The organism is Aureimonas sp. Leaf324, from assembly GCF_001423245.1.
Classification (GTDB): Bacteria; Pseudomonadota; Alphaproteobacteria; order Rhizobiales; family Rhizobiaceae; genus Aureimonas.
In genome coordinates this window covers 22,406-41,844 of the sequence record NZ_LMOH01000027.1, presented here as the reverse complement: position 1 = coordinate 41,844, position 19,439 = coordinate 22,406, and the positions used below count along the sequence as shown (strand labels likewise).

At 68.8% G+C, this 19,439-nt stretch carries 18 protein-coding genes; 10 read left to right on the top strand and 8 right to left on the bottom strand.

What is annotated here, in order from left to right:
- Positions 1 to 3: 3 nt before the first annotated feature.
- Positions 4 to 210, bottom strand: coding sequence for a DUF1737 domain-containing protein (locus ASF65_RS17090; RefSeq protein WP_055891816.1), 207 nt, complete (start codon positions 208 to 210; stop codon positions 4 to 6).
- Positions 207 to 1,109 carry a CoA ester lyase gene (locus tag ASF65_RS17085; RefSeq protein WP_055892306.1) on the bottom strand — a complete coding sequence of 301 codons (903 nt, stop codon included), beginning with the start codon at positions 1,107 to 1,109 and terminating at the stop codon, positions 207 to 209. Before ASF65_RS17085 ends, ASF65_RS17090 begins: the two co-directional genes overlap by 4 nt.
- A 120-nt stretch (positions 1,110 to 1,229) precedes the next feature.
- Here ASF65_RS17085 and leuD point away from each other — a divergent pair, with 120 nt between their 5' ends.
- On the top strand, positions 1,230 to 1,835 hold the full coding sequence (gene leuD / locus ASF65_RS17080) for a 3-isopropylmalate dehydratase small subunit (RefSeq protein WP_055891813.1): 606 nt from the start codon (positions 1,230 to 1,232) through the stop codon (positions 1,833 to 1,835).
- 43 nt (positions 1,836 to 1,878) lie between these two features.
- Entirely contained in the window at positions 1,879 to 2,994 is a 1,116-nt protein-coding gene (gene leuB, locus ASF65_RS17075) for a 3-isopropylmalate dehydrogenase (protein ID WP_055891811.1), read from the top strand.
- 73 nt (positions 2,995 to 3,067) lie between these two features.
- On the opposite strand, the gene ASF65_RS17070 is transcribed toward leuB, so the two are convergent.
- A complete protein-coding gene (locus ASF65_RS17070; protein WP_055891808.1) occupies positions 3,068 to 4,723 on the bottom strand; it encodes an MFS transporter in 1,656 nt (551 codons plus the stop codon).
- Positions 4,724 to 4,971: 248 nt separating this feature from the next.
- On the opposite strand from ASF65_RS17070, the gene ASF65_RS22305 reads away from it, so the two are divergent.
- The 4 genes from ASF65_RS22305 to ASF65_RS17055 all read left to right on the top strand — a co-directional run bounded on the left by ASF65_RS22305 (position 4,972) and on the right by ASF65_RS17055 (position 8,359).
- Positions 4,972 to 5,097 carry a hypothetical protein gene (locus ASF65_RS22305; protein ID WP_280137645.1) on the top strand — a complete coding sequence of 42 codons (126 nt, stop codon included), beginning with the start codon at positions 4,972 to 4,974 and terminating at the stop codon, positions 5,095 to 5,097.
- A 255-nt stretch (positions 5,098 to 5,352) separates the two neighbouring features.
- Complete coding sequence (locus tag ASF65_RS17065; RefSeq protein ID WP_055891805.1) at positions 5,353 to 6,384, top strand: aspartate-semialdehyde dehydrogenase; 1,032 nt, start codon at positions 5,353 to 5,355, stop codon at positions 6,382 to 6,384.
- A gap of 157 nt (positions 6,385 to 6,541) precedes the next feature.
- Complete coding sequence (locus tag ASF65_RS17060; protein WP_055891803.1) at positions 6,542 to 7,543, top strand: SDR family oxidoreductase; 1,002 nt, start codon at positions 6,542 to 6,544, stop codon at positions 7,541 to 7,543.
- A 150-nt stretch (positions 7,544 to 7,693) separates the two neighbouring features.
- Positions 7,694 to 8,359 (top strand): OmpA family protein, encoded by a 666-nt coding sequence (locus tag ASF65_RS17055; protein WP_055891802.1) that lies wholly within the window; start codon positions 7,694 to 7,696, stop codon positions 8,357 to 8,359.
- 184 nt (positions 8,360 to 8,543) lie between these two features.
- On the opposite strand, the gene ASF65_RS17050 is transcribed toward ASF65_RS17055, so the two are convergent.
- Entirely contained in the window at positions 8,544 to 9,776 is a 1,233-nt protein-coding gene (locus ASF65_RS17050) for an MFS transporter (RefSeq protein ID WP_082505797.1), read from the bottom strand.
- A gap of 247 nt (positions 9,777 to 10,023) precedes the next feature.
- On the opposite strand from ASF65_RS17050, the gene ASF65_RS17045 reads away from it, so the two are divergent.
- From ASF65_RS17045 to ASF65_RS17035, 3 genes are all read left to right on the top strand, one after another.
- A complete protein-coding gene (locus ASF65_RS17045) occupies positions 10,024 to 10,536 on the top strand; it encodes a MucR family transcriptional regulator (RefSeq protein ID WP_055891800.1) in 513 nt (170 codons plus the stop codon).
- Positions 10,537 to 10,731: 195 nt separating this feature from the next.
- The gene (locus tag ASF65_RS17040; protein WP_055891796.1) at positions 10,732 to 11,904 is read left to right on the top strand and encodes an efflux RND transporter periplasmic adaptor subunit; all 1,173 of its coding nucleotides are present in this window, start codon (positions 10,732 to 10,734) and stop codon (positions 11,902 to 11,904) included.
- A 6-nt stretch (positions 11,905 to 11,910) separates the two neighbouring features.
- Positions 11,911 to 15,036 (top strand): efflux RND transporter permease subunit, encoded by a 3,126-nt coding sequence (locus tag ASF65_RS17035; protein WP_055891795.1) that lies wholly within the window; start codon positions 11,911 to 11,913, stop codon positions 15,034 to 15,036.
- Between the two features lie 46 nt (positions 15,037 to 15,082).
- On the opposite strand, the gene ASF65_RS17030 is transcribed toward ASF65_RS17035, so the two are convergent.
- The 4 genes from ASF65_RS17030 to ASF65_RS17015 form a co-directional block, all read right to left on the bottom strand.
- A complete protein-coding gene (locus ASF65_RS17030) occupies positions 15,083 to 15,535 on the bottom strand; it encodes a YbaN family protein (protein ID WP_082505816.1) in 453 nt (150 codons plus the stop codon).
- A gap of 17 nt (positions 15,536 to 15,552) precedes the next feature.
- On the bottom strand, positions 15,553 to 15,948 hold the full coding sequence (locus ASF65_RS17025) for a helix-turn-helix transcriptional regulator (RefSeq protein ID WP_156369364.1): 396 nt from the start codon (positions 15,946 to 15,948) through the stop codon (positions 15,553 to 15,555).
- A gap of 168 nt (positions 15,949 to 16,116) precedes the next feature.
- On the bottom strand, positions 16,117 to 16,908 hold the full coding sequence (locus tag ASF65_RS17020; protein ID WP_055891790.1) for an SDR family NAD(P)-dependent oxidoreductase: 792 nt from the start codon (positions 16,906 to 16,908) through the stop codon (positions 16,117 to 16,119).
- On the bottom strand, positions 16,905 to 18,074 hold the full coding sequence (locus ASF65_RS17015; RefSeq protein WP_055891787.1) for a zinc-dependent alcohol dehydrogenase: 1,170 nt from the start codon (positions 18,072 to 18,074) through the stop codon (positions 16,905 to 16,907). The genes ASF65_RS17020 and ASF65_RS17015 overlap by 4 nt, the downstream gene beginning before the upstream one ends.
- Positions 18,075 to 18,246: 172 nt before the next feature.
- Between ASF65_RS17015 and ASF65_RS17010 the strand changes: the two genes are divergently transcribed.
- Positions 18,247 to 19,413 carry a YihY/virulence factor BrkB family protein gene (locus ASF65_RS17010; protein ID WP_200940074.1) on the top strand — a complete coding sequence of 389 codons (1,167 nt, stop codon included), beginning with the start codon at positions 18,247 to 18,249 and terminating at the stop codon, positions 19,411 to 19,413.
- The last annotated feature ends 26 nt before the right edge of the window (positions 19,414 to 19,439 follow it).

Sequence of the window (19,439 nt, the reverse complement as noted above, 5' to 3'; positions counted from 1 at the left end):
GATTTACTGCTCGCCGAGCTTCATCGACGGATCGTAGTCCTTGCCCTCGACGACCTTGGTTATCGGCTGCGCGCATTTCATCACGCCCTCCTTGGCGTCGAAGGCATAGGCCGGGCTGCCCGCCAGTTCCCAGCCCTTGGACAGGGCGAGGCTGACGCGGTGGCAGAAGGCCGAATCGTCGGGACCGGTCAGGAGACGGTAGAGTTTCATCGGGTCGGGCCTTTTCGGGTTCGGATGGCGGCGACGCGGGCGAGCAGCGCCTCCGCCTGCAGGAGATGAAGACGCTCCACCATCCGGCCATCGAGGCGGATGACGCCGCGCCCGCGATGGGCCGGCTCGGCGAAGGCCGCGACGATCGCCTCGGCCGCCGCGATCTCGTCCGGCGTCGGCCCGAAGGCCGCGTCCGCCGGGCCGATCTGCGACGGGTGGATCAGCGTCTTGCCGCAGAAGCCGAGGCGTCGGCCGGCCGAGCATTCGGCCGAAAAGCCGTCGAGGTCGGCGAAATCGTTGTAGACCCCGTCGAGGACCGGCACCCTGTGCGCATGGCCGGCGACGAGGATCGGACCGATCCAGGGCATCAGCTCGGGCCGCCCCGGCGAAAGGAGAAGCCCGGCCGCCGAGACGAGGTCGTTCGGCCCGACCACCAGCGCGCCGAGCGGACGCGACAGCGCGGCGCCCGCGATCGCGCCGGCCTTCAGAACACCCATCGGTGTCTCGACCATCGCCCAAAGGGCGAGCGTCGGCGGCGCGTCGCAATGCTGGAGCGCGATGTCCGCCTGTTCCAGCGCCTCGGGGCCTTCGACCTTGGGCAGGAGGATCGCGTCCGCCCGCACCGCGCAGGCCATCAGGAGGTCCTCCGTGCCGGCCGGCGTGTCGAGCGGGTTGATCCGGACGACGCGGAGGGGACCGCCGGCGGTCTGACGGCCTCGGCTCGCCAGATGGCCCCGCAGACGCTCGCGCGCCTCGCCCTTCTCGCCCTCGGCGGCCGAATCCTCAAGGTCGAAGATCAGCGCGTCGACGGCGAGCGAGGCCGACTTCTCGAGCGCGCGCGCATGGGCGGCCGGCACGAAGAGGGCGGAGCGCAGGAGCGCGGCGGGGGCGCGGGTCATCGACCCTCCCTGCCCGATCGCACGCGCGCGTTCAAGCGGGCGCGACGAGGCTTTTGCCTCGGCGTCGAAGGGTGTATCGAGGCCCGACCGCCAGCCTGACGAGGAAAGGACGCGTTTCCCATGCAGAAGTTCGACCATCTGACGGGCGTCGCCGCGCCGCTTCCGATCCTCAATGTCGACACCGACATGATCATCCCAAAGGACTATCTGAAGACGATCAAGCGCACCGGGCTCGGCGTCGGCCTCTTCGCCAACATCCGCTACAAGGAGGACGGCTCGGAGGACGAGACCTTCGTTCTCAACAAGCCGGCCTACCGCCAGGCCGAGATTCTGGTGGCCGGCGACAATTTCGGCTGCGGGTCGAGCCGCGAGCACGCCCCGTGGGCGCTCCTCGACTTTGGCATCCGCTGCGTGATCTCCACGTCGTTCGCCGACATCTTCTACAACAACTGCTTCAAGAACGGCATCCTGCCGATCCGCGTCTCCCAAGACGAGCTCGACGCCCTGATGGGCGACGCCGGCAAGGGCGCGAACGCGAAGCTAACGGTGGACCTCGAAGCCCAGGAAATCCGCCGCCCGGACGGCGGGGTCGTCCGCTTCGACATCGATCCGTTCCGCAAGCACTGCCTCCTCAACGGGCTCGACGACATCGGCCTGACGCTGGAGCAGGAGGGCGGCATCACCTCGTTCGAGACGAAGCTCGCCGAAACGCGCCCCTGGGCCTGACGCACCTTCGAGCCCGCTCCCTGCCCGATCGAAAGGACCCTTCATGACGACGCACAAGCTCCTCCTCCTGCCCGGCGACGGCATCGGACCCGAAGCCATGGCCGAGGTCGGCAAGATCGTCGCCGTCCTGAACGGGGCCGGCGGCGACCGCTTCGAGACGGAGGAGGCGCTCGTCGGGGGCGCGGCGATCGACGCGCACGGCGTGCCGATCACGGATGCCGACATGGACCGTGCGCTCGCGGCGGACGCCGTGCTCTTCGGCGCCGTCGGCGGCCCGAAATGGGACGGCGTTCCTTACGAGATCCGCCCCGAGGCGGGCCTCCTGCGGCTTCGCAAGGACATGGCGCTGTTTGCCAACCTGCGGCCCGCCATCTGCTATCCCGCGCTCGCCGAAGCCTCGTCCCTGAAGCGCGAGCTCGTCGACGGGCTCGACATCCTGATCCTGCGCGAGCTCACCGGCGGCGTCTATTTCGGAAGCCCGAAGGAGATCATCGACCTCGGGGAGGGCCAGAAGCGCGGCATCGATACGCAGGTCTACGAGACCTACGAGATCGAGCGCATCGCCAGAGCCGCGTTCGAGGCCGCCCGCACGCGGCATGGCAAGGTCACCTCCATGGAGAAGCGCAACGTCATGAAGACGGGCGTCCTGTGGAACGGGGTGGTGAGCCGCATCGGGCGCGACGAGTATCCGGACGTGCGCCTCGAACACATGCTGGCGGATGCCGGCGGCATGCAGCTCGTGCGTGCGCCCAAGCAGTTCGACGTCATCGTCACCGACAATCTCTTCGGCGATATGCTCTCCGACATCGCGGCGATGCTCACCGGCTCGCTCGGCATGCTGCCCTCGGCCTCGCTGGGTGCGCCCGACGCCGCCACGGGCAAACGCCGCGCGCTCTACGAGCCGGTGCACGGCTCGGCGCCGGACATCGCCGGACAGGGCATCGCCAACCCGATCGCGATGATCGCCTCCTTCGCGATGATGCTGCGCTACTCCTTTGCGCTGACGCGCGAGGCCGACGCGCTGGAAGCTTCGATCGCGGCGGTTCTGGAATCGGGCACGCGCACCGGCGACATCATGGCGCCCGGCTGCCGGCAGGTCGGCACCGCCGAGATGGGCGATGCGGTCGCCGCCGAGTTCAAGCGCCGCCTCGCGGCCTGATCCTTTCGATCATCCGAAAAAGAAAGGGCCCCGGCATCGCTGCCGGGGCCCTTTTTCATGTGGGTCGTCCGCGTCAGTCGGCGAGGTCGACGCCCTTCTTCTCGCGCACGAAGAGGAGGCCGATCGCGACGGTGAGCAGTGCGAAGATCACCGGGTACCAGAGCCCCGCGAAGATATCGCCGGTCGAGGCGACGATCGCGAACGAGGTGGCCGGCAGGAGGCCGCCGAACCAGCCGTTGCCGATGTGGTAGGGCAAGGACATGGCGGTGTAGCGGATGCGCGTCGGGAAGAACTCGACGAGCGCGGCGGCGATCGGGCCGTAGACGATGGTCACGTAGATCACCATCACCGTGAGGATCGCGATCACCTTCAGGGCTTGGCCGTTGCCGAGCGCCGAGAAGAAGCCGTCGATCTTCACCTTGGCCGGGTCCGTGGCAGCGGGGTAGCCGGCCGCGACCATCGCGGGCGCGAGCGCCTCGGTGAAGGCCTTGGCGTCGGTGAAGGCGATCGGCGTGCCGCCGTTGACGACGAGCTGCGCCGGGGTGCCGGCGGGCGCATCGACCTGCGTGTAGCGGAAGGCCTGCTGCGACATGGTGCGGCGCATGACGTCGCAAGGCGTCGTGAACGTGCGAATGCCGACCGGGTCGAACAGCGAGCCGCAGGTGGCGGGATCGGCGACGACTTCGGCGCGCACGTTTGCGATGGCGCTGGAGTAGGTCGGGTTCGCGGCCTGCGTCAGCGCGCTGAACAGCGGGAAGTAGGTGGCCGCCGCCAGAAGGCAGCCCGCCAGGATCACCGGCTTGCGGCCGATCCGGTCCGACAGCGCGCCGAAGATCAGGAAGCCGGGCGTGGCGATGATCAGCGCCCAGGCGATCAGGACGTTGGCGGTCAGAAGGTCGATCTTCAACACCGTCTGCAGGAAGAACAGCGCGTAGAACTGGCCGGTGTACCAGACCACCGCCTGGCCGATCACGAGGCCGAACAGCGCGATCAGCACGATCTTGCCGTTCTTCCAGTTGCCGAAGGCCTCCGACAGCGGCGCCTTGGACTGGGTGCCCTCCTCCTTCATCTTCTGGAAGATCGGCGATTCATGCATCTGCAGGCGGATGTAGATCGAGATCAGGAGAAGAATGATCGACAGGAGGAAGGGAATGCGCCAGCCGCCCTCGAGCCCGAAGAACAGGGGCTGCGAGGTCTGGAACGCGTCCTCGCCCATGTTGAGGCGCAGCGTCACGATCACGGCGAGCGACAGGAGAAGGCCCATCGTGGCCGTGGTCTGGATCCAGGCGGTGTAGAAGCCGCGCCGGTTGCGCGGCGAATGCTCGGCGACATAGACCACCGCGCCGCCGTATTCGCCGCCGAGCGCGAGACCTTGCGCCATGCGCAGCGCGACGAGGATGATGGGCGCCGCGACGCCGATCTGGTCGTAGCTCGGCAGAAGGCCGACCGCGAAGGTCGACAGGCCCATGATCAGGATGGTGAGGAGGAACGTGTACTTGCGGCCGACGAGATCGCCGAGCCGGCCGAACACGAGCGCGCCGAACGGGCGGACCAGGAAGCCGGCGGCGAACGTCAGCAGCGCGAAGATCGCCTGCGTCGCCGGCGGGAACTGCGAGAAGAACTGCTTGCCGATGATCGCGGCGAGCGTTCCGTAGAGATAGAAGTCGTACCACTCGAAGACTGTGCCGAGCGAGGAGGCGATGATCACCTTCCGCTCCCGCTTCGTCATGGGTTTGCGTTCGGACGCCGCGTCGGCGTTCGTCGGGTAACTCGTCACGCCCTTGCCCTCCCAGGCCGCGTTGGTGCGGCGACGCCTCTTGGGGCGCCTTAGGGGAAACGTTACCGAATTCTGACGGAAAGGGAAGTTGCAAACGTCCTTTCGCCACAATCACAGGAATGTCATCCCGGTCGCGCGCGATGGAACCGATGCCGGGGACCCGCATTCATCTCCCAACTCAACTGATCGGGAGCATCCCCATGATCCGCAGCATCCTTAAGGCCCTCTTCGTCGGCTGGGTCACCAAGAAGGTCACGCAGCGCGCCGCCCGCGATACCGTGCGCCCCCGTCCGATGGGCGGCGCCTATCCGGACCGTCGCATCTGACGCCAGGCGTCCGCTTTGACGGATCGCGGCCGGCACCTTCGGGGGCCGGCCGTTTTTGTTGGCCGCCTCCCTCCCGGACGCCGCATCCCGGCGATTGACTTCACCGCGCCGAGAGCGCATGAGCCTTGCCCATGTCCGCGCTCACCCTGACCAAAACCACGATCATTATCTGACCGCTCGTCCCGCTTGCCCCCGGGACGGGGCGACAGGAGCGTGACTTCAGGTTCTCGGGGCGAAGAACTGGCGGGTTTCAAGATGGGCTACAAGGTGGCTGTGGTCGGCGCGACGGGCAATGTCGGCCGCGAGATGCTCAATATCCTCGACGAGCGCGGCTTTCCGGCCGACGAAGTGGTGGCGCTGGCCTCGCGCCGCAGCCAGGGCACCGAGGTGTCCTACGGCGACAAGACCCTCAAGGTGAAGGCACTCGAGAACTACGACTGGGCGGGCACCGACATCTGCCTGATGTCGGCCGGCGGCTCCGTCGCCAAGGAGTGGGCGCCGCGCATCGCGCAGGCCGGCTGCGTCGTGATCGATAACTCCTCCGCCTTCCGCTACGACGCCGACGTGCCGCTGATCGTGCCGGAGGTGAACGCCGACGCCGTCACCGGCTTCACCAAGCGCAACATCATCGCCAATCCGAACTGCTCGACCGCCCAGCTCGTCGTGGCGCTGAAGCCGCTGCACGACAAGGCGACGATCAAGCGCGTCGTCGTCTCGACCTATCAGTCGGTCTCGGGCGCCGGCAAGGAAGGCATGGACGAGCTCTTCGAGCAGAGCCGCGCCGTCTTCGTCGCCGACCCGGTGACCGCCAGGAAGTTCACCAAGCGCATCGCCTTCAACGTCATTCCCCATATCGACGTTTTCATGGAAGACGGCTCGACCAAGGAAGAGTGGAAGGTGATGGTCGAGACCAAGAAGATGCTCGACCCGAAGATCAAGGTCACCTGCACCGCCGTGCGCGTGCCGGTCTTCATCGGGCATTCCGAGGCGGTCAATATCGAGTTCGAGAACCCGATCACCGCCGATGAGGCGCGTGAGATCCTGCGCGAGGCGCCCGGCTGCCTCGTGATCGACAAGCAGGAGGACGGCGGCTACGTCACGCCGATCGACACCGCCGGCGAGGACGCGACCTATATCAGCCGCATCCGCGAAGACCAGACGCTGGAGAACGGCCTCAACTTGTGGGTCGTCGCCGACAACCTGCGCAAGGGCGCCGCGCTCAACGCGATCCAGATCGCCGAGCTCCTCGTGAACCGCAAGTTGATCGGCCAGCGAAAGGCCGCCTGACGCCGCTTCCGCCCGAACGGATCGAGGCCGGTCTCCCATAGAGGAGGCCGGCCTTTTTCGTGGGGCGGCTCGCCCGATCGGCAGTCGGCCACGATTTGCGCACCGAACGGCCCGCACCGTCCGGGCGTTCGTCCTGTGATCCAACGGGAAACGCAACATGACCGGTCATCGGCGCACGCTTTGGGGAATGGTGGTGGTGCTGACGGGCGCGAGCTCGGGCATCGGCCGGGCGACGGCGCTGGAGGCCGCCCGTCGCGGCGCGCGCCTCGCTCTCGTGGCACGCGGGCAGGAGGAACTCGCCGCCGTGCGCGCCGAGGTCGAAGCGCTGGGGGCCGAGGCGATCGACCTGCCGGTGGATGTCTCCTCCGACGAGGCCGTGCGCAGCGCGGCCGAAGCGGTGGTCGCGCGGTTCGGACGCTTCGATGCCTGGATCAACAATGCGGGCGTCGCCGCCTACGCGACGCTCACCGACCTGCCGCTCGCCGATCACCGGCGCCTCTTCGAGACCAACTACTGGGGCACGGTCCACGGCTCGCTCGCAGCCGTCGCCCATTTCCGCTCGCGGCCGGGCCGCGGCCGCCTCGTCAATGTCGGCTCGGTCAACGGCGACGTGCCGGTGCCGCTGCTCAGCGCCTACTCCGCCTCGAAGCACGCCGTCAAAGGGTTCACCGACGCGCTGCGCATGGAGCTTCTGGCCGCCGGCGACCGGATCGACGTCGTGCAGATCAAGCCGTCGGGCATCGCCAGCGCCCTGCCCCACCACGCGCGCAACCACCTCACCGCCGAGCCGCGCGTCATGCCGCCGCTCTACGCGCCCGAACTCGTGGCCACATCCATCTGCGACGCGCTGGCGCGGCCCGTGCGCGAGATCACGATCGGCCTTCCCGGCGGTCTCCTGCGCCTCGGCATGGCGGTGGCTCCCGGCCTCACCGACCGCGTCATCGCCGCCGTCGTACCGCCCCTCACCCACTCGCGCCATCCCCTGACGCCGACCGACAATCTCGACCGGCCGACCGAGGGCGGCCGTATCCATTCCCCCTATACAAGCGGCATCCCGGTCAGCCCCTACACCGCGCTCCAGCCGCACGGCACGGTGCTCAAGATCGCCGGCCTGTCGCTCGGAGCGCTTTGGCTTCTCGCCCGGCGGCGGCGGCGATGACACGGCCGGGGCATTTATTTTCAGGCCGGAGGCGAAAGCGGGTCGTCAGCCCCAATCCAGCCCAGACTGTTTTCTAGCCCTTTCCTCACGACCATCGAGGGCCTCCCACCGCACGAGGAGCCCCGAACCATCGGAAGGCTGGAACTCGTCATGAAGAAGCTCATCCTCGCCGCCGTCGCGTCGGCCAGCCTTTTGGCCGGCTGCACCACCGACCCCTATACCGGCGAGCAGAAGATCTCGAACACCGCGGGCGGCCTCGGCATCGGCGCCGGCGCGGGCGCGCTCGGCGGCTATCTCGTCGGCCGCGCGACGGGCGCCGACCCCGGCCGCGCCGCGCTGATCGGGGCCGGCATCGGCGCCATCGGCGGCGGCGGCATCGGCGCCTACATGGACCGCCAGGAGGCCGACCTGCGCGCCCAGCTGCAGGGCACCGGCGTCTCCGTCACCCGCCAGGGCGACCGGATCATCCTCAACATGCCCTCCAACATCACCTTCGACACCAACGAGGACCAGGTCCGCTCGGAATTCTACCCGACGCTCCAGTCCGTCGCGATCGTCCTCAACAAGTACGACCGCTCGATCGTCGACGTCGCCGGCAACACCGACAATGTCGGCGGCGAAGGCTACAACTTCGCCCTGTCGCAGCGCCGCGCCTCCTCGGTCTCGCAGTTCCTCGCGAGCCAGGGCGTCAACCCGCGCCGCCTCAACACGCAGGGCTACGGCATGAGCCGCCCGATCGCCTCCAACGCCACGGAAGCCGGCCGCGCCCAGAACCGCCGCGTTGAGATCTCGATTTCGCCGCTCGAAGCCGGCTGATCGAACGGGGCGTTAGTGGGAGACGCAGGGGTTTCACCCCTGCCCCCACCAGGGGAATGATTCCCCTGGACCCCCATCTCTCGTGACATGGAAAAGGGGGCCGATGGCCCCCTTTTCCATGTCAAAAAGAAAGAAGGGTCCGGGAATTCTTTCCCGGATGGGGTTCGGGGCGATAGCCCCGCCGTTACCCCCGCGATGCCCGCCCGTCCATCCGCCAGCTGACGGCCGCGACGCCGAGCGCCGACAAGGCCAGCGCGGCGGAGGCGAGCGGCAGGGCGTCGTAGCCGAGTCCGGCGGAGATCATCATCGCGCCGAGCCAGGCGCCGAAGGCGTTGCCGAGGTTGAAGGCGCTCTGGTTGATGGTGGAGGCGAGATTGCGCGCCCCTTGCGATGTCGCGACGATGCGCATCTGGATCGGCGAGGTGAGGCCGAAGACCACCATGCCCCAGAGGAGCATCAGGGCGACCATGACGACGGGGCTCGACGCGAAGACGTGGATGCCGACGAGGATCGCGGCCATGGCGGCGAAGAGCCCCATGATCGAGGGCATGAGCTTCCAGTCGGCGAGTTTGGCGCCCGCGAGGTTGCCGATGGTCATGCCGGTGCCGAGCACGAAGAGGAGGTAGGGAACGCTGGTCTCGGCAAGCCCCGTCACGCCGACGAGCAGCGGCGCGATATAGGTGTAGAGCACGAAGAGCGCCGAGGAGGCGAGGACGCTCAAGGACATGGCGAGCAGCACGGGCGGGCGCACGAGGGCGCGCAGTTCCTCCGCGAAGCGCACGCCGGGGCGCGGCCGGCTGACCGGCACGAACAGGAAGATCATCGCGGCGGTCGCGGCCGCAAGCGCGCTGACGACGAAGAAGGCGGAGCGCCAGCCGAAGGCCTGGCCGATGACGGTACCGAGCGGCACGCCGAAGACGTTGGCGAGCGTCATGCCGACGAAGAGCATGGAGATCGCCTGCGCCTCCTTGCCGGGCCGGGCGATCTCGGCGGCGAGCACTGCGCCGATGCCGAAGAAGGCGCCGTGGGCGAGCGCGGTGAAGAGGCGCGCGGCCATCAAGAGCGTGTAGGTCGGCGCCAGCGCGCAGGCGAGGTTGCCGGCGAAGAACACCAGCGCCAGCAGGAACAGCGTGCGCCGGCGCTCCCAGCGCGAGGTGAGGACGGCCAAGAGCGGCGCGCCGAACACGACGCCGAGCGCATAGCCGGTGACGAGGAGGCCGGCCTGCGGGATCGAGACGCCGAGATCCGTCGCCATCGTGGGCAGGAGCCCCATGATCCCGAACTCGCCCGCGCCGATCACGAAGGAGCCGAGCGACAGCGAGGCGAGCGCGAGGCCGACACGCGGCGCGGCACCGGCGCGGTCATGCGCCTGCGTCAGGTCGGCCGGGCGGACGGCGGGGGCGGACGGGTGGGTCATGGATCAATCACTCATGCGAATCAGCCGCAGGCTGACCACGAATCGGTATCGTGCACCATGTCCCGAATTGCATGTCAGGCATGCGAAGACGGGCCCGGCTCCGCGGCCACGTCGTCGAAGGTCTTGATATCGGCGATATTGGACAACTACGGGACGATCATCCAACAGCGATGTTATTTCGGGCCGCGGCGACTGGACCAATATACGCGACTACGTTATTTGTTCGCAAAACTTCGAGAGGATCAAAATGGACAGCAGTAAGGACGTCTCGCGTCGGGCTTTGACGGCTCAGATCGTCAAGGCCTATGTCAGCAAGAACCATGTGACGCGTGACGACCTGGCGCCCCTGATCGGCATCGTCTACGCCTCGCTCGATTTCGATGCTGCCAAGGAGCCGGAAGCGGCACCGGCCGCACCGCTGGTGCCGGCGGTTCCGGTCAAGAAGTCGGTGACGCCGGACTATCTGATCTGCCTCGAGGACGGCAAGCAGTTCAAGTCGCTGAAGCGCCACCTGAAGACGCATTACGACCTGACCCCCGAGGCCTACCGCCAGAAGTGGGGCCTCGCGCCGGACTATCCGATGGTCGCAGCCAACTACGCCGCCAAGCGATCCGAGCTGGCCAAGAGCATCGGCCTCGGCCGCAAGGCCGCGCCCGAGATGGAGCCCGAGGTCGAGGAGGCGCCGGCCCCCGTCGAGGTGGAGGCCGAGAAGCCCGCCAAGCGCCGCCGCACCACCAAGAAGGCGGCCACCGCCGAATAAGTCTGATGCCTGCGGGCCGGCGCCGAGCCGGCCCGCGACTCGACCGACCGACCGATGCCCGTCGCATCGCCGCCCGGGACCGTCCGGGCGGGGGTCACCATCGGGTGATGCGACATCGCGCCCGCCTCGCGTGTGGGAACGATTGCCCCTCCCGCCGATTGCGCCACGACGCACACGGCCGGAGACGACCCCCAGATGAAGCCGCTTTCCACCGCGTTCGCCATCTTGCTCGTCGCAGCCGGAGGGCTCGCAGCGACCGCCTATGGTTTCGGCTGGCCGGAGCCTGTGGCCGCGCTCCTGCCCGGCGCGACCGCGGAGGCCGAGGCGGAGGAGCGCGAGGAGCCGCCGACGCCGGTGGTGCTGGCGAAGGCGGGGCTCGCCGACATCGCCCTGACGCTCGAAGCCGTCGGCGACACGGTGGCGCGCGAAAGTGTGACCGTCTCGGCGCGCGTGTCGGGCCGCGTGCAGGAGATCGCCTTCACCGACGGGCAGGACGTGGCCGAGGGCGACATCCTCGTGCGCCTCGATCCGGCCGACGCCGAGGATCAGGTGCGCGTCGCGGAAGCGGCGGCCGACGAGGCGCGTCAGGCCTTCGGGCGCGCCGCGCAGCTGGCGCAGGACGGCACGGGGCCGCGCGCCGTCGCCAACGATCTGCAGCGGCAGGCGGAGGCCGCGCAAGCCCAGGTCGCCTCGGCGCGCGAGCGGCTCGACGACTACAACATCCGCGCCCCCTTCGCCGGGCGCCTCGGCCTTCGCAACATCAGCCTCGGCGCCCTGATCCAGCCGGGCGCCGAGGTGGCGCTGCTCGATGCCGTCGATCCGATCGAGATTCGCTTCACCGTGCCCGAGCGCTATCTCGGCGAGATCCGCATGGGCGCGCCGGTCGAGGCGACGTCGGTCGCCTTCCCCGACGAGCGGTTCCGCGGCGAGATCAAGGCGATCGCGAGCCGCGTCGATCCGGCGCTGCGCACCGTGATGATCGAGGCGAGCGTGCCGAACGGCGACGAGAAGCTCTTGCCGGGTATGCTGATGAACGTGACCGTGGAGACCGGCCAGCGCGAGGACGCCGTCGTGGTGCCTCCGCTCGCGGTTCAGGTCGAGGGCGCGAACCATTTCGTCTTTGCCGCGAACGACGGCAAGGCCGAGCGCGTCGAGGTGCAGATCGGCCAGCGGGATGCCGACCAGGTCGAGCTCGTCGAAGGGCTGGAGGCCGGGCGGCAGGTCGTGGTCGAGGGTTTCCAGGACCTTACCTCCGGCCAGGCGATCGAGCCGAAGGACGCGGGCGAGGGCGATACGCCGCCCGCGCGCGACGGCCCGGAGACGGGCCCCGGCGAAGCCCAGGCCGTCACCCCGGCCGCACGGGGCTGATCGTCCATGCGCCTCCTCGACAGCGTCATCACCCGGCCGATCCTGGCCGCCTCGTTCAACCTCCTCCTGATCGCCGTCGGCATCGGCGCGATCCTCTCCCTGCCGATCCGAGAGTTCCCCGACGTCGACCCGCCGTCCGTCACGGTGAACACGATCTACCGGGGCGCACAGGCCGAGGTGGTGGAGCGCGAGGTGACGCGCATCATCGAGGAGAACCTGTCGGGCATCGCCGGCATCCGGCAGATCCGCTCGACGACGCGCGACGAGAACTCCGACATCGACCTCGAATTCGTGGCGGGCACCGACATCGACGCCGCGGCCGCCGACGTGCGCGATAAGGTCTCGGCAGTGCGCAACGACCTGCCGGACCTCGTCGAGGAACCGGTGATCGAGAAGGCCTCGGCCGACGACCAGCCGATGATGTACCTGACGGTGCGCTCGGACGAGCTCGACACCGCCGCCCTCACCGACATCGTCGACCGGACGGTGGTGGACGCGATCGGTGCCGTGTCCGGCGTGTCCCAGGTCCAGATCGGCGGCGAGAAGCGCTATGCCATGCGCATCTGGCTCGACCGGCGCGCCATGGCCGCGCGCGGTGTGACCGCCTCCGACGTCTCGGCGCGGCTCGAGGCCGAGAATGTCGAGCTGCCGGCGGGCGAACTCGAGACCGCGACGCAGGCGATCACCCTGCGCGCCGACACGCGCTTCTCCTCGGCCGACGAGTTCCGCGAGTTGTCGCTCGTCGACCGGCAGGGCAACCGGGTGCGGCTCGGCGACATCGCCACCGTCGAGGTCGGCGTCGAGGACCGCAACTCCGGCTTTCGCGTCGACGGACAGGACGCGATCTCGCTCGGCGTCGTGCGCCAGTCCAACGCCAACACGCTGGAAATCGCGCAAGGCGTGATCGAGGAACTCGATTCGGTGCGCGACCAGATTCCGGATTCGGTCGAGATCGCGGTCGGCTACAACGAGGCCGTCTTCATCCGCGAGAACCTGAAGAACGTCGCCTCGACGCTGATCCAGACGATCGCGGTGATCGTGGTCGTGATCTTCGTCTTTCTCGGCTCGGTGCGCTCCACCATCATTCCCGCCGCGACGATCCCCGCTTCGATCATCCCGGCCGCGATCGTCGCCGTGGCGATGGGCTTCTCGCTCAACACCCTGACGATCCTGGCCGTCATCCTCGCGATCAGCCTGTGCACCGACGACGCCGTCGTCATCATGGAGAACATCCGCCGCCGCCAGCAGCAGGGCGAGCCGCTGCTCCTGGCCGCCGCGCGCGCGACGCGGCAGGTGGGCTTTGCCGTCTTTGCGAGCGCGCTGGTGCTGATCGCGGTGATCCTGCCGCTCGCCTTCCTCGGCGGCAATGTCGGCCTCCTGTTCCGCGAGTTCGCGGTGGTCCTCGCCGCGATCGTCGGGTTCTCGACCACCGCGGCGCTGACGCTGGCGCCGATGCTGTCGTCGAAGCTCTTCACCACGCGCACCGAGCCGACGCGCATGGAGCGCTTCGTTGGGGACCGGCTCGACCGGCTCGGCAACGCCTACAAGCGCGTGCTCGGCACCGCGGTCCGCCATGTCTGGCTGACGCTTCTCGCCGGCCTTGCCTTTGCCGGCATCGGCGCCTTCGCCTTCACCGTGGTGCCGAGCGAGCTGGCGCCCGACGAGGACCGCGGCGCGATCATCGTGCGCGCGGAAGGGCCGGAGGGCGCTTCGCCCGCCTATATGTCGGAAAAAATGCGCAGCCTCGAGACCGTGGTGCGCGAGACCAACGGCGAGGACGGGCCGATGCGCGCGATCCTCACCGTCCTGTCGCCCGGCCGCACGGGCCAGGGCCAGCCGACGGTCGGCATCCTCATCGTCCAGCTGAAGGACTGGTCCGAGCGCGAGGAGACGCAAATGGCCTTCCAGCAGCGGCTTCAGGAGGCCCTGCCGGCGGTGACCGGCGTGCGCGCCTTCGCGATCAACCCGAACGGCCTCGGCATCGGCCGCGGGCGCCCGCTCTCGATGGTGGTGAAGGGCCCGGACCGCGACGTCCTCGACGCGTGGTCGCAGGCGATCGTCGAGAAAGGCCGCTCGATCCCCGGCCTCATCAATCTCGATTCGGACTACGACGACACCAAGCCGCAGGTGCGCGTCTCGGTCGATCGCTCGCGCGCCTCGGCGCTCGGCGTCGACGCGAGAGGCATCGGCGAGACGCTGCAGATCATGTTCGGCGAGGCGGAGATCACCCGCTATATCGAGCGCGGCGAGGAATACGAGGTTATCCTCCAGGCGCGCGCCGAGGACCGGCTGACGCCGTCCGACATCGACAACGTCTTCGTGCGCTCCGGCCAGGGCGAGCTGATCCCCTTGTCGAGCGTCGTGATCCGCGAGGAGGTCGGCACGGTGCGCGAGCTGGAGCGACTCGATCGACAGCCCTCGATCACCATCGGCGCCAACCTCGCGCCCTCGCTCTCGCTCGGCGACGCGCTGGCGCAGTTGGAGGCGATCGCAGTGGAGACACAGCCGACGGGCACCGAGATCGCCTATACCGGCCAGAGCCTCGACTTCCAGGAGACGGGGTCGGCGGTCCTCTTCATCATGCTGATGATCCTCGTCCTCGTCTATCTCCTGCTCGCCGGCCAGTTCGAGAGCTTCGTCCACCCGTTCGTGATCCTGATGGCGGCCCCCGCCGCGCTCGCCGGCGGCGTCCTGATCCTCTGGGCGATGGGGCAGACGCTCAACATCTACAGCCAGATCGCGATGCTGCTCCTGATCGGCCTCGTCGCCAAGAACGCGATCCTTCTCGTGGAGTTCGCCAACCAGCTTCGCGAAGAGGGCGCCGAGCCGTTCGAGGCGGCCGTGGAAGCCGCGGGCCAGCGGCTGCGGCCGATCCTGATGACGACGCTCGCCACCATCATCGGCGCGGTGCCGCTGCTTCTGGAATCGGGCGCGGGCGCCGAGGCGCGCACCACGGTCGGCGCGGTGATCGCCGCCGGCACGACGCTCGGCACCTTCCTGACGCTCTTCGTGGTGCCGGCGCTCTACGTTCTCCTGTCGCGCTTCTCGCCGCCGCGCAACGCGCTGGAGGCCGAACTCGAGAAGCTCGAGCGCGAGAACCCCGCCGGGGGCGACGTCCAGCCGGCGGAGTGAGCCGCCTGCCCCGCACGCGGCGCGAGGGCGGGTGCGGCGCCCCCCGTCAACGGGACGGGCGCGTCACGAGGTAGGTCGCGACACAGACGAGGATCGCGCCGACGCTGGCGAGCACCGGCGCCGGAGCGCCGGACGCCCAAAGGATGGCAAGGCTCGAGGCCATCGACAGGCAGGCCAGGAGCTTGGCGCGCGGCGGCACGACGCGCCGGGCGCGCCAGTTGCCGAGCATCGGCCCGAGGCGGGGGTGGGTCTCGATGCGCGCGGCCAGTTCCGGCGAGCCGCGCGCGGCCGCCCAGGCGGCCAGAAGGAGAAACGGGGTGGCCGGCAATCCCGGCAGGACGACGCCCGCAACGGCCAGCGCCAGCGCCGTCGAGGCGAGCATGCGGTAGGCGAGACGCTTCAGGCGACCGCCCCGTGCCGCACCGGAAGCATCCGGTGGCGCGGATACGCAGGCCGCCGGCGGCTCCGTCGAGGCGTCCCGGTCCGGCTGGTCCCGCATCGACACGCGCCCATGGCTCAGGTGGTGACGTTCGCCTCGTCGGCAGCCTTGGCGCGAGACGAAAAGTCGATATCGAGAACCTCGATCAGGCTCCGAAGATGGTGTCGGACCTCGGGGCTGCCGATCCGGTCGAGCGCAGCGGCCAGTGTCGGCTCGCCGTCCATGGTGACGGGCTCGCCGGACCCGTCGCCGTCGAGCCCCCGGAAGAAGTACCCCGGTTCCACGGCCAGAAGCAGCGACAGGTGATAGAGCCGGCTGGCGCTCAGCCGGTTCTCGCCGCTCTCGTATTTCCGGATCTGCTGGTAGGTCAGCCCCATGCTGCGCCCGACCTGCCCCAGCGTCATGCGACGCATTTCGCGGGCTGCGCGCAGACGGCTTCCGATGCGAATATCGATGGGATCTTTGTTCGGCACGCTCAACTCTTCACACAGCGGACGAGGCCCGACTCTCGTGCCAGACTTCTCCGGGCGCCCATGTCTAACCGTCCATCAGGGGGTTATTCAACCGGCCGAGATCAATTGGGGCACGAAATAAGAGGTTGGGCCCCTTTCGATGCCGACCGGTCCTTCGGAATGCCGCCCTTACCCTTTCGTTCCCGGCTGCGCGATCTTTCTGTGCTGCTCTGCCAGGAGCCCCGAGGGAGTGATCGCGGCGAGCGTCGTCGCCAGCTTGTTCTTCCAGCCGCTGACGACGTCGCCGCGCCCCGACATCATCGCGTCGAAGCCCGCCTTGGCGACCGCGGCGGCATCGTCCTTGGGTCCTTGTCCCATGGCGGTGTCCATGAGGCCGGCCCTGCGGAAGAACTCGGTGTCGGTCGGTCCCGGCATCAGGCAGGACACCGTGACGCCCGTATCCTTCAGCTCGTTGCGCAGCGCGAAGGCGAAGCTGTCGATGAAGCTCTTCGTGCCGTTGTAGACCGCCTGGAAGGCGCCCGGCATGAAGCCCGCGATCGAGCCGGTGAGGAGGATATGCCCTCGCCCGGCCGCGCGCATGTCCCGGCCGATCCGATGGATCACCTCGATCGTGCCGGTGATGTTGGTGTCGACGACGCGCCGGGCGGCGTCGAAGTCCTGGTCGAGGAAGGCCTGCCCGAGGCCGCGTCCCGCGTTGGCGAGAAGCGCCTCGACCGGGCGCCCATGCAGGGTTTCGCAGAGGGCCGCGACGCCCTCGCGCGTCGCAAGGTCCGCCTCCACCGCGTCGACCCGGGCGCCGAGCGCCCGGAGTTCCTCGGCGGCGTTGCGGATCTGCGGCTCGTCGGCCGCGACCACGAGGTCGAAGCCGTTGCGCGCGCAGAGCTTGGCAAGTTCCAGCCCGATGCCCGTCGAGGCCCCGGTGACCACGGCGAGCGGGCGGCCGTTCGCGGATACGCTCATGGCTTCAGCACCACCTTGACGCAGCCGTCCTGCTTGTCGCGGAAGGTCTTGTAGAGGTCCGGCCCCTCGTCCAGGCTCGCCCGGTGCGTGATGATGAAGGACGGGTCGATCTGCCCCTCCTCGATGCGCTGGAGCAGGATCGGCAGGTAGCGCTGCACCGGCGTCTGCGCCATGCGGAAGGTGAGGCCGCGGTTGATCGCCGAGCCCATCGGGATCTTGTCGAGGAAGCCGCCGTAGACGCCGACGATCGACACGGTGCCGAAGTTGCGCGTGCAGTGGATCGCCTGCCGAAGGACGTGCGGGCGGTCGGTGCCCATGAAGGTCGCCTGCTTGACCCGGTCGATCACCGCATCGAACGAGCCCGAGCCGTGGGCCTCCGAGCCGACCGCATCGATCGAGGCGTCGACGCCGCGCCCGTTCGTCAGCTCCTGGATGCGCTCGAAGATGTCCTCGTCCAGGAAGTCGAGGACGATGGCCCCGCTCTCTGCCGCGATCGCCTTGCGCTCGGGCACCGTGTCGATCGCGATGACGCGGCCCGCGCCCAGCATGAAGGCGCTCTTGATCGCCATCTGGCCGACCGGACCGCAGCCCCAGACCGCGATCGTATCGCCCTCCTGGATGTTGCAGAAGTCGGCCGCCATGTAGCCGGTCGGGAAGATGTCGGACAGGAACAGGACCTGTTCGTCGGTTAGGTGCGAGGGCACCTTGATCGGCCCGACATCGGCATAGGGCACGCGCAGGTATTCCGCCTGGCCGCCCGCGAAGCCGCCGAGAAGGTGCGAATAGCCGAAGAGGCCCGCGGGCGAATGGCCCCAGGCCTTGGCGGCGAGCTCCTTGTTGGGGTTGGAGCGCTCGCAGCCGGAATAGAAGCCGCGCTGGCAGAAGAAGCATTCGCCGCAGGAAATGGTGAAGGGCACGACGACCCGGTCGCCGACCTTGAGCTTCGACACGCCCGAGCCGGTCTCGACCACCTCGCCCATGGTCTCGTGCCCGAGAATGTCGCCCGACTTCATGCCGGGGATGACGCCGTCGTAGATGTGCAGGTCCGAGCCGCAGATGGCGCAGGCCGTCACCTTGATGACGACGTCACCGGCGTCCTCGATCGTCGGATCGGGGACGCTCTCGCAGCGGATGTCGCTCTTGCCGTGCCAGGTCAGGGCTTTCATCGCTCGCTTCCTTGCCAAGTTGCTGTCCGGGGGGAAGGCAATGGCGTCCGCGCGCGTTCCGGGTTCGCGGCCCACTGTTCGCTTAGGTGCGTATCGTTAGGCGGCTGGCGGGAGCGCCGGTTTTCGCAGGGATCGGAAGGCGGTCCGCGGCGTTTCGGGCGCGGGGATTTGCATGAGAGACGAGAGGGGACAGGCCATGGCGTTTTCCGCCCGCCGCCGCAGCCGGCATCGCATCGGAACCGGCGAGGTCGTCGTCGGCCTCGCTTCGCTGGGACTGCTCGGCGCCTTGGGAATGCTGGCGCGCCGCGAGGGTGCCGGCGAGCGCCGGGACGAGACGGGCGAGGGCTTTCGCTCCGAAGGCGCCGGCCATGCCGACACGTCGGCGGCCGTGGTGGAGCGCGGACGCGGCCGAGAGGCGAGCCATCCCGGCGAGATTCCGGCGCGCGGCTGGATCGACGTCCTGTGGCGCACGGTGCTCGAGTTTTCCGCCGACCGGCTGATGCTGGTCTCGGCGGGCGTTACCTTCTACGTCCTTCTCGCGCTGTTTCCCGCGATCACCGCGATGGTCTCGATCTACGGCCTGTTCACCGACGCCTCGAACTTCGGCGACCAGATGCGCCTGCTGTCCGGCTTCCTGCCGGGCGGCGCGATGGACATCATCGGCGAGCAGATGGCGCGCGTCGCCTCCAAGGGCGAGACCAAGCTCGGCCTCGGTCTCGTGTTCGGGCTCGGCCTCGCGCTGTGGAGCGCCAATGCGGGGATGAAGACGCTCTTCGACGCGCTCAACATCGTCTACGAAGAGGAGGAGGCCCGCGGCTTCGTCCGCCTGACGCTGGTCTCCCTGTTCTTCACGCTGTGCGCGATCGTGTTCCTGATCCTGGCGCTCGCCGCCGTCGTGCTCCTGCCGATCGCGCTCGAGTTCGTCGGCCTCGGCGGCATCGAGCCGTGGCTTCTCGTCCTGCGCTGGCCGCTGCTTCTCGTGGTCGTCGCGGGAGGCTTGTCGATCGTCTACCGCTACGGCCCGAGCCGCGAGCGGGCGCGCTGGCGCTGGATCACGCCGGGCGCGGGACTGGCGGCGGTGCTTTGGGTGATCTTCTCGATCGCCTTCTCCTGGTACGCGCAGAACTTCGGCAGCTACGACGAGACCTACGGGTCGCTCGGCGCTGCGATCGGCTTCATGACCTGGATCTGGGTGTCGACGATGGTGGTGCTGGTCGGCGCCGAGCTCGACGCCGAACTCGAACATCAGACGGCGCGCGATTCCACCACGAGCCCGGCGCGACCGATGGGCGAGCGCGGCGCGCGCATGGCCGACACGCTGGGCGAGGCGCGCGGCTAAGGCTCTGGCGGCGCGGCCTTGCGCCG

What these genes read in the sequence shown, in the direction of transcription:
- leuB (WP_055891811.1), top strand. Translation starts at nt 1,879, where the DNA reads ATGACGACGCACAAGCTCCTCCTCCTGCCCGGCGACGGCATCGGACCC.
- ASF65_RS17040 (WP_055891796.1), top strand. Translation starts at nt 10,732, where the DNA reads ATGAAGCCGCTTTCCACCGCGTTCGCCATCTTGCTCGTCGCAGCCGGA.
- ASF65_RS17030 (WP_082505816.1), bottom strand. Translation starts at nt 15,535, where the DNA reads ATGCGGGACCAGCCGGACCGGGACGCCTCGACGGAGCCGCCGGCGGCC.
- leuD (WP_055891813.1), top strand. Translation starts at nt 1,230, where the DNA reads ATGCAGAAGTTCGACCATCTGACGGGCGTCGCCGCGCCGCTTCCGATC.
- ASF65_RS17045 (WP_055891800.1), top strand. Translation starts at nt 10,024, where the DNA reads ATGGACAGCAGTAAGGACGTCTCGCGTCGGGCTTTGACGGCTCAGATC.
- ASF65_RS17070 (WP_055891808.1), bottom strand. Translation starts at nt 4,723, where the DNA reads ATGACGAAGCGGGAGCGGAAGGTGATCATCGCCTCCTCGCTCGGCACA.
- ASF65_RS17090 (WP_055891816.1), bottom strand. Translation starts at nt 210, where the DNA reads ATGAAACTCTACCGTCTCCTGACCGGTCCCGACGATTCGGCCTTCTGC.
- ASF65_RS17085 (WP_055892306.1), bottom strand. Translation starts at nt 1,109, where the DNA reads ATGACCCGCGCCCCCGCCGCGCTCCTGCGCTCCGCCCTCTTCGTGCCG.
- ASF65_RS17010 (WP_200940074.1), top strand. Translation starts at nt 18,247, where the DNA reads ATGAGAGACGAGAGGGGACAGGCCATGGCGTTTTCCGCCCGCCGCCGC.
- ASF65_RS17020 (WP_055891790.1), bottom strand. Translation starts at nt 16,908, where the DNA reads ATGAGCGTATCCGCGAACGGCCGCCCGCTCGCCGTGGTCACCGGGGCC.
- ASF65_RS17035 (WP_055891795.1), top strand. Translation starts at nt 11,911, where the DNA reads ATGCGCCTCCTCGACAGCGTCATCACCCGGCCGATCCTGGCCGCCTCG.
- ASF65_RS17060 (WP_055891803.1), top strand. Translation starts at nt 6,542, where the DNA reads ATGACCGGTCATCGGCGCACGCTTTGGGGAATGGTGGTGGTGCTGACG.
- ASF65_RS17050 (WP_082505797.1), bottom strand. Translation starts at nt 9,776, where the DNA reads ATGACCCACCCGTCCGCCCCCGCCGTCCGCCCGGCCGACCTGACGCAG.
- ASF65_RS22305 (WP_280137645.1), top strand. Translation starts at nt 4,972, where the DNA reads ATGATCCGCAGCATCCTTAAGGCCCTCTTCGTCGGCTGGGTCACCAAG.
- ASF65_RS17055 (WP_055891802.1), top strand. Translation starts at nt 7,694, where the DNA reads ATGAAGAAGCTCATCCTCGCCGCCGTCGCGTCGGCCAGCCTTTTGGCC.
- ASF65_RS17015 (WP_055891787.1), bottom strand. Translation starts at nt 18,074, where the DNA reads ATGAAAGCCCTGACCTGGCACGGCAAGAGCGACATCCGCTGCGAGAGC.
- ASF65_RS17065 (WP_055891805.1), top strand. Translation starts at nt 5,353, where the DNA reads ATGGGCTACAAGGTGGCTGTGGTCGGCGCGACGGGCAATGTCGGCCGC.